Annotated in this window: 14 protein-coding genes; all 14 read left to right on the top strand. The window is 37.3% G+C overall.

Annotation, left to right across the window (positions count from 1 at the left end):
- Positions 1–174 precede the first annotated feature (174 nt).
- The 14 genes from tilS (at position 175) to dusB (ending at position 13,040) form a co-directional block, all read left to right on the top strand.
- Entirely contained in the window at positions 175–1,605 is a 1,431-nt protein-coding gene (gene tilS / locus AC3EMB_RS00360) for a tRNA lysidine(34) synthetase TilS (protein WP_000655457.1), read from the top strand.
- A complete protein-coding gene (hpt, locus tag AC3EMB_RS00365; protein ID WP_000981846.1) occupies positions 1,602–2,144 on the top strand; it encodes a hypoxanthine phosphoribosyltransferase in 543 nt (180 codons plus the stop codon). Before tilS ends, hpt begins: the two co-directional genes overlap by 4 nt.
- A gap of 85 nt (positions 2,145–2,229) precedes the next feature.
- Positions 2,230–4,131, top strand: a complete 1,902-nt coding sequence (gene ftsH, locus AC3EMB_RS00370; RefSeq protein WP_001079669.1) for an ATP-dependent zinc metalloprotease FtsH — start codon at positions 2,230–2,232, stop codon at positions 4,129–4,131.
- 244 nt (positions 4,132–4,375) lie between these two features.
- Positions 4,376–5,164: a type III pantothenate kinase gene (locus AC3EMB_RS00375; protein ID WP_000578365.1), complete on the top strand. Its 789-nt coding sequence runs from the start codon at positions 4,376–4,378 to the stop codon at positions 5,162–5,164.
- A 6-nt stretch (positions 5,165–5,170) separates the two neighbouring features.
- A complete protein-coding gene (hslO, locus tag AC3EMB_RS00380; RefSeq protein ID WP_000656367.1) occupies positions 5,171–6,046 on the top strand; it encodes a redox-regulated molecular chaperone HslO in 876 nt (291 codons plus the stop codon).
- Positions 6,047–6,150: 104 nt separating this feature from the next.
- Positions 6,151–7,074: a cysteine synthase A gene (gene cysK, locus AC3EMB_RS00385; protein WP_001261712.1), complete on the top strand. Its 924-nt coding sequence runs from the start codon at positions 6,151–6,153 to the stop codon at positions 7,072–7,074.
- Between the two features lie 222 nt (positions 7,075–7,296).
- Complete coding sequence (pabB, locus tag AC3EMB_RS00390; RefSeq protein WP_016513294.1) at positions 7,297–8,694, top strand: aminodeoxychorismate synthase component I; 1,398 nt, start codon at positions 7,297–7,299, stop codon at positions 8,692–8,694.
- A 5-nt stretch (positions 8,695–8,699) separates the two neighbouring features.
- Positions 8,700–9,287: an aminodeoxychorismate/anthranilate synthase component II gene (gene pabA, locus AC3EMB_RS00395; RefSeq protein ID WP_000602297.1), complete on the top strand. Its 588-nt coding sequence runs from the start codon at positions 8,700–8,702 to the stop codon at positions 9,285–9,287.
- Entirely contained in the window at positions 9,281–10,153 is an 873-nt protein-coding gene (pabC, locus tag AC3EMB_RS00400) for an aminodeoxychorismate lyase (protein WP_353810842.1), read from the top strand. Before pabA ends, pabC begins: the two co-directional genes overlap by 7 nt.
- On the top strand, positions 10,128–10,988 hold the full coding sequence (gene folP, locus AC3EMB_RS00405) for a dihydropteroate synthase (protein ID WP_002103948.1): 861 nt from the start codon (positions 10,128–10,130) through the stop codon (positions 10,986–10,988). Before pabC ends, folP begins: the two co-directional genes overlap by 26 nt.
- The gene (folB, locus tag AC3EMB_RS00410) at positions 10,989–11,351 is read left to right on the top strand and encodes a dihydroneopterin aldolase (protein WP_000358070.1); all 363 of its coding nucleotides are present in this window, start codon (positions 10,989–10,991) and stop codon (positions 11,349–11,351) included.
- Positions 11,348–11,863: a 2-amino-4-hydroxy-6-hydroxymethyldihydropteridine diphosphokinase gene (gene folK, locus AC3EMB_RS00415; protein ID WP_001059456.1), complete on the top strand. Its 516-nt coding sequence runs from the start codon at positions 11,348–11,350 to the stop codon at positions 11,861–11,863. Before folB ends, folK begins: the two co-directional genes overlap by 4 nt.
- A complete protein-coding gene (locus AC3EMB_RS00420; protein WP_000387030.1) occupies positions 11,815–12,018 on the top strand; it encodes a helix-turn-helix domain-containing protein in 204 nt (67 codons plus the stop codon). The genes folK and AC3EMB_RS00420 overlap by 49 nt, the downstream gene beginning before the upstream one ends.
- 23 nt (positions 12,019–12,041) lie before the next feature.
- Positions 12,042–13,040: a tRNA dihydrouridine synthase DusB gene (gene dusB, locus AC3EMB_RS00425; RefSeq protein ID WP_000912249.1), complete on the top strand. Its 999-nt coding sequence runs from the start codon at positions 12,042–12,044 to the stop codon at positions 13,038–13,040.
- Positions 13,041–13,043 lie beyond the last annotated feature (3 nt).

The following is a 13,043-nucleotide window of genomic DNA, read 5'->3' on the forward strand; positions in this document are numbered from 1 at the left end:
GGTTTTTTTGTGGGAAAAGGTAATGTTATTGATTTTATGAATATACACGGAGGATGTAAGATAAAAATGTAATTTTTGTATATCTTTTTTTTGCACAATGTTTGTAAAAGTTGTACCATTATAGACAAGGTAACTAACGTTGCTGTTCTTGTTTAATGAAAGGTGATTGCGAAGTTGAAAGATACATTTGTTGAAAAAGTAGATGACTTTGTAAAGCAGCATGATGTATTAAAGAATGATTCAACAATTGTTGTGGGAGTTTCTGGTGGTCCTGACTCGTTAGCCCTTTTATATTATTTATTAGAAAAAAGAGCGGAAAAACAGTTGGAAATTGTAGTAGCTCATGTGGATCATATGTTTAGAGGTGATGAATCTCATGAGGATTTACAGTTTGTGCAGGACCTTTGTGAAGAACTGGGAATTATTTGTGAAACGATAAGGATTAATGTATCACAATATCAACAGCAATACGGAATGAATGCACAGGTTGCTGCTAGAGAATGCAGATATGCATTTTTGGAAAGAATAATGAAGAAATATGATGCAAGATATGTTGCTCTTGGACATCATGGAGATGATCAAGTCGAGACAATTTTAATGCGTCTTGTAAGAGGGAGTACTCCGAAAGGATATGCAGGAATTGCAGTGAAGCGTCCTTTTCATAATGGATATTTAATTAGGCCGTTACTTGGGGTAACGAAGGAAGAAATTGTTGATTACTGTAATAAGCTAAATTTAATTCCACGTATAGATCCGAGTAATAAAAAGGAAGTATATACAAGGAATCGATTACGTAAATATGTCCTTCCTCACTTAAAAGAAGAAAATCCACAAATGCATGAGAAATTCCAAAAATTTAGCGTGCAGATGCAAGAGGATGAGGCTTATTTGCAGGAATTAGCTTTTGAGAAAATGAATAAAGTAATTACAAAAAAAAGTGATAAACAAATTAGCTTATCAATTCCTGCCTTTGAATCCATGTCTATGCCTTTACAAAGAAGAGGGATTCAACTAATATTAAACTATCTTTATGAATATAAGATTCCATCTTCTCTTTCTTCTATACATATTGACAAGGTGATTGAGTTTTTTAAGCGGACACAACCTTCAGGTTCACTTGATTTTCCAGGTGATTTGAAAATTGTTCGCACATACGAGGAGTGTAGCTTTAGATTTAAACAAGAAATTGTCTCTCCTTTTTTGCAAGATTTATCAGTACCCGGGACCATTACACTATTGAACGGGGATGAATTTGTAACAGAGGTGAGCGAAGATATACCAAGTAACATGAATGAAACAGTATTTGTTGCTAAGTATAATGATATATCATATCCACTTCGTATTCGTTCTAGGGAAAATGGAGATCGCATGTCAATACAAGGTATGGATGGCACGAAAAAGATAAAAGCTATTTTTATCGAAGCGAAAGTACCAAAAGAAAAAAGAGAAGAATGGCCGGTCGTTTGTGATGCAAGTGGGAACATTATTTGGGTACCCTTGTTGAAGCGATCTGCATTTGCAATTTCGAAAGAGATGGCAAAGAAGGGTAAATATATGATTATTCACTACAAAAGCAAGGAGTCTTCCGGGAGGATAATGAAATGATGAATCAAGATATCGAAAAAGTATTAATTTCTGAAGAACAAATACAAGAAAAGGTGCGCGAACTAGGTGCAGTTATTGCAGAGGATTATAAAAACACAGTACCTCTTGCAATTGGTGTATTAAAAGGCGCAATGCCATTTATGGCAGATTTATTAAAGAGAACAGATACATATCTTGAAATGGATTTTATGGCTGTATCTAGTTATGGTCACTCTACAGTTTCAACAGGCGAAGTGAAAATTTTAAAAGATCTTGATACTTCTGTAGAAGGTCGCGATATTTTAATCGTCGAAGATATTATTGATAGTGGTCTTACACTAAGCTACTTAGTAGACTTATTCAAATATCGTAAAGCGAAGTCTGTAAAAATTGTTACATTATTAGATAAGCCAACAGGCCGTAAGGTTGATCTGAAAGCGGATTATGTTGGATTTACTGTTCCACATGAATTTGTAGTAGGATATGGATTAGATTATAAAGAGCAGTACCGTAATCTTCCTTATGTAGGCGTATTAAAACCAAGCGTTTACTCAAATTAATTAAATACAGGCTTTACAATTGTATAGGAAAGTTTTTCTATGTTACGATTTACTATAGTGTTTATGCCGTGAGAGGAGGTTAGGAATGAATCGTATCTTCCGTAATACCATCTTTTATTTACTGATATTCTTAGTAGTAATTGGAATCGTGAGCTATTTTAATGGTTCGACACAAAAAACGACATCAGTTAGCTACGACAAATTCATTACTAAACTAGAAAGCGGTGAAGTGCGTAATGTGCAACTTCAACCGAAAAATGGTGTATTTGAGGTAAAAGGACAATTCAATAACTCTAGCCAAGGAGAACAATTTGTTACTTATGCACCAAATACTGAGGAATTACAAAAGAAAATCAATGATAAAGCGAAAGGTGCCGAAGTTAAGTATCAACCAGCAGAAGAAACAAGTGCTTGGGTAACATTCTTTACTTCAATCATTCCGTTTGTCATCATCTTCATTTTATTCTTCTTCTTATTAAACCAGGCTCAAGGCGGCGGTAGCCGTGTTATGAACTTCGGGAAAAGTAAGGCGAAGTTATATAATGATGAAAAGAAAAAAGTTCGTTTCAGAGATGTTGCTGGGGCGGATGAAGAGAAACAAGAACTTGTCGAGGTAGTTGAATTCTTAAAAGACCCTCGTAAGTTTTCTGAAGTTGGTGCCCGTATTCCGAAGGGTGTCCTATTAGTTGGACCTCCAGGTACAGGTAAAACTTTATTAGCACGTGCTGTTGCAGGTGAGGCTGGCGTTCCATTCTTCTCTATCAGTGGTTCTGACTTTGTAGAGATGTTTGTCGGTGTCGGTGCATCACGTGTACGTGATTTATTTGAAAATGCAAAGAAAAATGCTCCTTGTATCATTTTCATTGATGAAATTGATGCAGTAGGTCGTCAACGTGGCGCAGGTCTTGGTGGTGGTCATGATGAGCGTGAGCAAACATTGAACCAGTTACTTGTTGAAATGGATGGATTCGGTGCAAACGAAGGTATTATTATCATTGCTGCGACAAACCGTCCAGACATTCTTGACCCAGCGTTATTACGTCCAGGTCGTTTTGACCGTCAAATTACAGTAGATCGTCCAGATGTAAATGGCCGTGAAGCTGTACTGAAAGTACATGCGCGTAATAAACCGCTTGATGAGCATATTAATTTAAGAGCAATTGCGACTCGTACACCAGGATTCTCTGGTGCGGATCTTGAAAACTTATTAAACGAAGCTGCTTTAGTAGCTGCACGTCGAGATAAGAAGAAGATTGATATGAGTGATATCGATGAAGCAACGGATCGTGTTATTGCAGGTCCAGCTAAGAAAAGTCGTGTTATCTCTGAAAAAGAACGTAATATCGTTGCTTTCCATGAAGCAGGCCATACTGTAATTGGTGTTGTTCTTGATGAAGCTGATGTCGTTCATAAAGTAACAATTGTCCCTCGCGGTCAAGCTGGTGGATATGCGGTAATGCTTCCGAAGGAAGATCGTTACTTCATGACAAAGCCAGAGTTACTTGATAAAATCACTGGTTTACTTGGTGGTCGAGTAGCTGAGGAGATTGTATTTGGTGAAGCAAGTACAGGTGCTCACAACGATTTCCAACGTGCAACTGGTATTGCAAGACGTATGGTTACGGAATTCGGTATGAGTGATAAGCTTGGACCGATGCAATTTGGTAGCTCACAAGGTGGTCAGGTATTCTTAGGAAGAGACTTCCATTCAGAACAAAACTACAGTGATGCAATCGCACATGAAATTGATGTGGAAATGCAAACAATTATTAAAGAATGTTATGCTCGTGCGAAACATATTCTTACTGAAAAACGAGATAAGCTTGATATTATCGCTAAAACGTTACTTGAAGTAGAAACATTAGACGCAGAGCAAATTAATCATTTATATGATTATGGCAGATTACCTGAGCGTCCAACATCTTCAGATGATGTGAAAGTAAACATCAATATGAAGAAAGACGATGAAGATAAAGAAGATAAGTAAGAAATGAAGGAGTGACTATCGTCACTCCTTTTTTGTTTGTTAAGATTTTTGTTAATTACTATTAAGGGCTTAGTGGATAAAGTAATTTAAGTAAAACTAGTATTAAAAATTGAAATAGAGAGCAATCTTTTTGTAAAATGATGAGGATAGGAAAGCTGATTATATAAGTATGTGTGATATGATGTTTTTATAAGTTTTATACATACTACACAAATATAGATTAAATAAGATAAGTGGTGAGAATATGATTTTTGTATTGGATGTAGGGAACACAAATGCTGTACTAGGCGTGTTTGAAGAGGGGGAACTTCGTCAGCATTGGCGCATGGAAACAGATCGTCATAAGACAGAAGATGAATATGGAATGCTTGTAAAACAGTTACTTGATCATGAGGGTCTTTCGTTTGAAGATGTGAAAGGTATTATTGTATCTTCAGTCGTACCACCAATTATGTTCGCTTTAGAACGTATGTGTGAAAAATATTTTAAAATTAAACCGCTTGTAGTAGGGCCTGGAATAAAAACGGGGCTAAATATTAAATATGAAAATCCACGTGAAGTAGGCGCAGATCGAATTGTAAATGCAGTAGCGGGAATCCAATTGTATGGAAGTCCACTTATTATTGTTGATTTTGGTACGGCTACTACATATTGTTATATTAATGAAGAAAAGCATTATATGGGTGGAGTTATTACGCCAGGAATTATGATTTCAGCAGAGGCTTTATATAGTAGGGCAGCAAAACTTCCTCGTATTGAAATTACAAAACCGAGCAGTGTTGTTGGGAAGAATACAGTAAGTGCGATGCAATCAGGTATTCTTTATGGTTATGTAGGACAAGTGGAAGGTATTGTTAAGCGTATGAAAGAAGAAGCTAAACAAGAACCGAAAGTTATTGCAACAGGTGGATTGGCGAAATTAATTTCAGAAGAATCGAATGTAATTGATATTGTAGATCCATTTTTAACGTTAAAAGGCTTGTATATGTTATATGAGCGTAATGCAAATTTACAGCATGAGAAAGGTGAATAAATAAGTATGAAAGATTATTTAGTAAAAGCGTTAGCGTTTGATGGAGAAGTACGTGCGTATAGTGTACGTACAACGAATACAGTAAGTGAGGCGCAAAGACGTCATGATACATGGAGGACAGCTTCGGCGGCACTTGGTCGTTCTTTAACTGCAGGTACAATGATGGGTGCGATGTTAAAAGGTGATCAAAAGTTAACGATTAAGGTAGAAGGTAATGGTCCGATTGGCCCTATCTTAGTAGATGCTCATGCAAATGGGGATGTACGTGGCTACGTAACGAATCCACATGTTGATTTTGAAGGAACGGAACAAGGGAAATTACGTGTATATCAAGCGGTAGGTACAGAAGGGTTTGTAACAGTAATTAAAGATATTGGTATGCGTGAGCCGTTTATCGGTCAATCTCCAATCGTTTCGGGAGAACTAGGGGAAGATTTCACGTATTATTTCGCAGTTTCTGAGCAGACGCCTTCTTCTGTTGGTGTGGGTGTACTTGTAAATGGAGATGACAGCGTATTAGCGGCGGGTGGATTTATCCTTCAAATTATGCCGGGCGCACAGGAAGAAACAATTTCATTCATTGAAGATCGTTTGCAAAAAATCCCGCCTGTATCAACATTGATCGAACAAGGTCTTTCTCCAGAAGAGCTACTATATGCAGTCCTTGGAGAAGATAAAGTAAAAGTATTAGAAACAATGGATGTTCAATTTAATTGTACGTGCTCACGTGAACGTATTGAGAGTGTGTTAATTAGTTTAGGTAAAACAGAGTTAGAGCAAATTCGTGAAGAAGAAGAAGAAACAGAAGTTCATTGTCATTTCTGTAATGAACGATACAAGTTCTCTAAAGAAGATATTACAAATTTAATTGAGAATTTGTAATAAGGGGATTAACCCTCCGAATAGATTGACAAACAGGGAATTTTCTGACAAAATCTAAATATAGATAAAACCAATAAAAATACTCGGTGTTAGGAGTGACAGGAATGCGAGTGGCACAATCAGTTTCAGAATTAATCGGGAAAACGCCGATCGTTAAGTTGAACCGCATCGTAGAATCAGACAGCGCAGATATATACTTAAAACTAGAATTTATGAATCCAGGGAGTAGCGTTAAAGATCGTATTGCACTAGCTATGATTGAAGATGCTGAAAAAAAGGGATTGTTAAAAGAGGGCGATACAATCATTGAGCCAACAAGTGGTAACACAGGGATTGGTTTAGCGATGGTAGCGGCTGCTAAAGGATATAATGCAATTTTAGTAATGCCAGAAACAATGAGTATTGAGCGTCGTAATTTATTACGTGCTTACGGTGCTGAATTAGTATTGACTCCAGGTCCTGAAGGGATGGGTGGAGCAATTCGTAAAGCGACTGAATTAGCGAAAGAGCATGGCTACTTTATACCACAACAGTTCAAAAACCAATCGAATCCAGAAATTCACCGTTTAACAACAGGTCCAGAAATTATTGAACAAATGGGCGACCAATTAGATGCGTTTATTGCAGGTATTGGTACAGGTGGAACGATTACTGGTGCTGGTGAAGTGCTGAAGGAAGCGTATAAAGATATTAAAATTTATGCAGTAGAACCTGCAGATTCACCAGTATTATCTGGTGGGAAACCAGGTCCACATAAAATCCAAGGAATTGGGGCGGGATTTGTTCCGGAGACGTTGGATGTAGAAGTATATGATGAAATTATTCAAGTGAAAACAGAGCAAGCATTTGAATATGCGAGAAGAGTGGCTAAAGAGGAAGGTATTTTAGTTGGTATCTCTTCAGGCGCAGTTATTTATGCAGCAACAGAAGTTGCGAAAAAGTTAGGTAAAGGGAAAAAGGTACTTGTTATTATCCCGAGTAACGGTGAACGTTATTTAAGTACACCACTTTATCAATTTGAATCATAATTAAATGCGATTGAAAAAGCATCCTTGAAAAAGGATGCTTTTTCTTTTTGGATTGGAAATAGGAAAAGAGTGAATGACTAGAAAACTTCATGTAAAATAAGAGGTAGTATAATTAAATTATTTTCACTAGCCTTCGAGTATAATCAATCTCTATATAAATAACTTATGTAGTTGGAGCTGGTTCATCTAAGAGGGTGGGATAAAAGAAGACGGGGTGTTGATATGCAACGAAGAAAATCTTTAGCGCTTTCTATTCCATATCAGTTAGATTTCTTTAAGCAATATAAATTTCTTTCTCAGGATAAGCCGCAACATATTTTGCTGGAAAGTGGACGTGGCGGTCGTTATAACATAGTGGGTTTAAACCCGGTAGCGGTAATCCAAGGGAAGGGTGAAAAGTTACATATAAGTGAAAGCGGTAAGGAAACAATAAAAAGAGGGAATCCATTAGATTTAATGCAAGAATATATGGAGAAATGGAAAACAGACTACAATCCAGAGTACCCGCCTTTTCAAGGTGGTGCAATTGGCTACTTTAGTTATGATTGTATCCGTTATATCGAAAAACTCCCTTCTCTTGCAGAGGATGATCTGAATATACCCGATATATACTTTTTATTATTTGACGATGTATTTGTCTATGATCAAAAAGAAAAGCTATTGTGGATTATTACACATTATGTAGATAAGCATGCAGAAGCAGAAGAACGTTTAAATGAATGGAAGGATCTTTGGGTGGCAGAAGTGCCTGAAGTGACTATGCCGTTTGAACGTCCTAAAAAGAAAAATGAAGCGGTTGCCTTTACAGAAACAGGCTTTATGAAGGCAGTTGAATGTATTCAAGAATATATTGGGGCGGGTGATGTGTTCCAAGTAAACTTGTCGACGAGACAAGAAAGAACTTTACAAACGCATCCACTAGAAATTTATACAAGTCTTCGTGAAATTAATCCATCTCCATATATGGGTTACCTGGAGCTTGGGGATTTTCAAATTGTTAGTGGATCGCCAGAGTTGTTAATTAAGAAACAAGGAACTGAAGTAAGTACAAGACCAATTGCTGGAACGAGATCTAGAGGCGCGGATGAGCAAGAGGATGAAGAATTAGCAAGAGAATTAATTGAGAACGAAAAAGAAAGAGCAGAGCATGTAATGCTTGTGGATTTAGAAAGAAATGATTTAGGGCGTGTTTGTAAATATGGCACTGTAGAAGTAGATGAATTTATGGTAATTGAGAAATACTCACATGTTATGCATATTGTTTCTAATGTGCGTGGTGAGGTGGAAGAAGATAAAGATGCTTTTGATTTAGTGAAGGCTGTATTCCCTGGTGGAACAATTACTGGTGCCCCGAAAATACGTACAATGGAAATTATTGAGGAATTAGAACCTGTTCGCCGAGGGATTTATACAGGTTCAATCGGTTGGATTGGTTATTCTGGAGATACAGAATTGAATATTGTAATTAGAACACTTCTTGCTAAAGATGGAAAAGCTCATGTACAAGCGGGGGCGGGAATTGTAATTGATTCAAATCCAGAAAATGAATATAAAGAGTCGTTAAAAAAGGCGATTGCTTTATGGCGTGCAAAAGAACGTAGCGAAGAAACGGTTAGGTGAGAGAAATGATATTAATGATTGATAATTATGATTCTTTTACATTTAATTTAGTGCAGTTTCTTGGAGAACTTGGACAAGAGCTCGTTGTTAAACGTAACGATGAAGTGACGATTTCAGATATCGAGAATATGAAACCAGATTTTCTAATGATTTCTCCAGGTCCATGTAGTCCTAATGAAGCGGGGATTAGTATGGAAGTTATTAAATACTTCGCGGGGAAGATTCCGATTTTTGGAGTTTGTTTAGGGCATCAATCTATTGCACAAGTGTTTGGTGGAGAGGTTGTTCGTGCAGAGCGATTAATGCATGGGAAAACTTCGCTTATGCATCATGATGGAAAGACGATTTTTTCGGATATTCCTAATCCGTTTACTGCGACGCGCTATCATTCCCTTATTGTTAAGAAAGAGACGTTACCAGATTGCTTAGAGGTAACATCTTGGACGGAGGAAGGGGAAATTATGGCACTTCGTCATAAGACATTGCCGATAGAGGGTGTGCAATTCCATCCGGAATCTATTATGACTTCTCATGGGAAAGAGTTATTGCAGAATTTCATTCGTAAATACAGTCCAAGTGCGACATTATGTTAATTTACGTAAATGGTCAGTATGTAGAAGCAAGTGAAGCGAGAATTTCTCCTTATGATCATGGTTATTTATATGGTCTTGGAGTTTTTGAAACGTTTCGTATTTATAATGGTCATCCTTTCTTATTGGATGATCATTATGACCGTTTAATAGAGGCGCTGGATACATTGCAAATTAAATGGACAATGACAAAAAATGATGTGATGCTTATTTTGAAAGATTTACTCGCTAAGAATGAATTGAAGCATGCATATGTACGTTTTAATGTATCGGCGGGTATAGAAGAAATAGGATTACAAACGGAAATATACGAAGAGCCTTCGGTTATTGTTTTTATAAAACCTTTAACAGCTCCAGGAGATGTAGTAGAAAAAGAAGGTGTTATTTTAAAACAAGTGCGAAATACACCGGAAGGGACATTTCGCCTGAAGTCTCATCACTATTTAAATAATATTTTAGGTAAGCGTGAAATTGGAAATGTTGTGAGCAAGGAAGGTATTTTCCTTACTGAAGCAGGTTATGTTGCAGAGGGTATTGTTTCGAATCTATTTTTTGTGAAAGGTGATGTTTTATATACACCTTCGTTAGAGACAGGTATTTTAAATGGTATCACTCGTGCGTTTATTATAAAGAGTGCTGAAGAATTAAATATAGAAGTAAAGGAAGGTTTCTTTACAAAAGATGAGCTACTTTCAGCGGATGAAGTCTTCGTAACAAACTCCATTCAAGAAATTGTTCCGCTTTATCGTATAGAAGCGCAGGATTTCCCGGGTAAAGTAGGAGTGGTTACAAAAAGTTTAATGTACCTTTATGGAATGCAAAGAGAGAAATTATGGAGCAGAAATGAATTACGAAGAGGAGATGTGTAGTTTGAAGTGGGATTATGATTTACGCTGCGGCGAATATACATTGAATTTAAATGAAAAGACATTAATTATGGGGATTTTAAATGTAACACCAGATTCGTTTTCTGATGGTGGGAGTTACAACGAGGTAGATGCTGCGGTACGTCACGCAAAAGAAATGCAAGGTGAAGGTGCTCATATTATTGATATTGGTGGCGAATCTACTCGCCCAGGTTTTGCTAAAGTATCAGTAGAAGAAGAAATAAAGCGAGTCGTCCCGATGATTCAAGCAGTTTCAAAAGAAGTAAAATTACCTATATCTATCGATACATATAAAGCTGAAGTTGCAAAACAAGCAATTGAGGCTGGTGCTCATATTATTAATGATATTTGGGGGGCGAAGGCGGAGCCGAAAATTGCTGAAGTCGCAGCCCATTATGATGTACCCATCATTTTAATGCATAACCGTGATAATATGAATTATCGTAATTTAATGGCGGATATGATTGCTGATTTGTATGACAGTATTAAAATTGCTAAAAATGCTGGTGTGCGAGATGAGAATATTATTTTAGATCCAGGTATCGGTTTTGCTAAAACACCGGAGCAGAACTTAGAGGCGATGCGTAATTTAGAACAGTTAAATGTGCTAGGTTATCCGGTTCTCTTAGGTACTTCGAGAAAGTCCTTTATTGGGCACGTATTAGATTTGCCGGTAGAGGAACGCCTTGAGGGAACGGGAGCTACTGTTTGTCTTGGTATTGAAAAGGGCTGTGAGTTTGTTCGTGTCCATGATGTGAAAGAAATGGCGCGTATGGCTAAAATGATGGATGCGATGATTGGTAAGGGGGTAAGGTAATTGGATAAAATTTATATCCATGATATGGAATTTTATGGTTATCATGGTGTGTTTCCAGAGGAGAATAGATTAGGTCAGAGATTTAAAGTTGACTTAACGGTGGAGTTGGATTTAAAGCGTGCAGGGGAAAGTGATGACTTAGAGCATTCGGTCAATTATGGAGAGCTTTTCGAATTATGTAGAAAAGTTGTTGAGGATAGAAAGTATAAGCTTGTGGAGAGTATCGCTGAAAATATTGCTGCAGATATATTAAAGCAATATAAAAGTATTTCACGGTGTACAATTAAGGTGATTAAACCAGATCCGCCGATACCGGGCCATTATCGCGCTGTAGCAGTAGAAATTACGAGAGAACGTCCATGAATAATATAGCGTACATTGCATTAGGGTCAAATATTGGAGAGCGTTATACGTATTTAACTGAAGCCATTCAGTTTTTAAATAAAAGTCCGTATATTCAAGTTGATGATGTTTCGTCAGTGTATGAAACTGATCCAGTTGGCTATACTGACCAAAGTTGTTTTTTAAATTTAGTTATAAAAATTTCTACCAATTTATCACCGCAAGAATTATTGAAAGTAACACAAAAAGTAGAAAATGACCTAGGAAGAAAAAGGGAAATTAGGTGGGGGCCGAGGACTATCGACCTTGACATTTTACTTTATAATCAAGAGAATATTGAAGCAGAGAATCTTATTGTTCCGCATCCGCGGATGTTCGAAAGAGCTTTTGTTATCGTTCCGTTGTTAGAGATTAATCAAGATATAAAACAAAACATTTCACGTTCACAAGTAGAAGAAATGAAAAGGCGAGAGGGAGTAACGGTATGGAAGCAGAAAAATGGGGAAGACGCATTCGTGCTTTTCGAAAGCTAAAAGGCTACACGCAAGAAGGTTTTGCTAAAGAATTAGGGGTATCAGTATCTGTTTTAGGTGAAGTTGAGAGAGGGAATCGATCGCCTTCTCAAGATTTTGTAGTAGAAGTTGCTAAGGCGTTAAATGTTTCGATAGATGAATTAATGCCAAAGTGACTGTGCAGGAAGGAGTAGGTTGATTGTTAAAGATTGCAAATATTGAGATGAAAAATCCGGTTGTATTAGCACCGATGGCGGGAGTGTGTAACTCTGCATTCCGTTTAACAGTTAAAGAATTTGGTGCAGGTTTAGTTTGTGCTGAAATGGTAAGTGATAAGGCAATATTACTGAATAACAAAAGAACATTAGATATGTTATATATTGATGAGAGAGAAAAACCATTAAGTTTACAAATTTTCGGTGGAGAGAAAGAAACGCTTGTAGATGCTGCGAAATACGTAGATAAATATACGACAGCAGACATTATTGATATTAATATGGGTTGCCCAGTACCGAAAATCGTTAAATGTGATGCGGGGGCAAGGTGGCTTCTAGATCCAAATAAAATATACGAAATGGTAGCAGCGGTTGTAGATGCTGTTGAAAAGCCGGTTACGGTTAAAATGCGTATCGGTTGGGATGAAGAACATATTTTCGCAATAGAAAATGCTAGAGCTGTTGAGCGTGCTGGCGGACAAGCTGTGGCGGTTCACGGACGTACGCGAGTGCAAATGTATGAAGGGAAAGCAGATTGGGATATCATTAAACAAGTAAAGCAAGCTGTGAATATCCCGGTTATCGGAAATGGTGATGTCGAAACACCGCAAGATGCGAAGCGTATGCTTGATGAGATTGGTGTAGATGGTGTTATGATTGGTCGTGCAGCTCTTGGGGATCCATGGATGATTTATCGTACGGTAAAGTATTTAGAGACAGGTGAATTAATGCCGGAACCAACAGTCCGTGAGAAAATTGATGTATGTATGTTGCATCTAGATCGTCTTATCGATTTAAAGAACGAAAATGTTGCTGTAAGAGAGATGAGAAAGCATGCGGCTTGGTATTTAAAAGGTGTTCGTGGTAATGCGAGTGTGCGTAATGGTATCAATACTTGCAACACGCGTGAAGACCTTGCGAATGTATTAGGTGCATTTGTAGAAGAAGTAGAGGCGAAACAACAAACAATTTACGTTGGTTAATAA

Source organism: Bacillus sp. LQ16 (genome assembly GCF_057784645.1).

Excerpts from the sequence above, each read along its gene's own strand:
- hslO (WP_000656367.1), top strand. The coding sequence starts at position 5,171 with ATGAAAGATTATTTAGTAAAAGCGTTAGCGTTTGATGGAGAAGTACGT.
- folP (WP_002103948.1), top strand. The coding sequence starts at position 10,128 with ATGAATTACGAAGAGGAGATGTGTAGTTTGAAGTGGGATTATGATTTA.
- AC3EMB_RS00420 (WP_000387030.1), top strand. The coding sequence starts at position 11,815 with ATGGAAGCAGAAAAATGGGGAAGACGCATTCGTGCTTTTCGAAAGCTA.
- folK (WP_001059456.1), top strand. The coding sequence starts at position 11,348 with ATGAATAATATAGCGTACATTGCATTAGGGTCAAATATTGGAGAGCGT.
- hpt (WP_000981846.1), top strand. The coding sequence starts at position 1,602 with ATGATGAATCAAGATATCGAAAAAGTATTAATTTCTGAAGAACAAATA.
- pabA (WP_000602297.1), top strand. The coding sequence starts at position 8,700 with ATGATATTAATGATTGATAATTATGATTCTTTTACATTTAATTTAGTG.
- cysK (WP_001261712.1), top strand. The coding sequence starts at position 6,151 with ATGCGAGTGGCACAATCAGTTTCAGAATTAATCGGGAAAACGCCGATC.
- ftsH (WP_001079669.1), top strand. The coding sequence starts at position 2,230 with ATGAATCGTATCTTCCGTAATACCATCTTTTATTTACTGATATTCTTA.
- AC3EMB_RS00375 (WP_000578365.1), top strand. The coding sequence starts at position 4,376 with ATGATTTTTGTATTGGATGTAGGGAACACAAATGCTGTACTAGGCGTG.
- pabB (WP_016513294.1), top strand. The coding sequence starts at position 7,297 with ATGCAACGAAGAAAATCTTTAGCGCTTTCTATTCCATATCAGTTAGAT.
- pabC (WP_353810842.1), top strand. The coding sequence starts at position 9,281 with ATGTTAATTTACGTAAATGGTCAGTATGTAGAAGCAAGTGAAGCGAGA.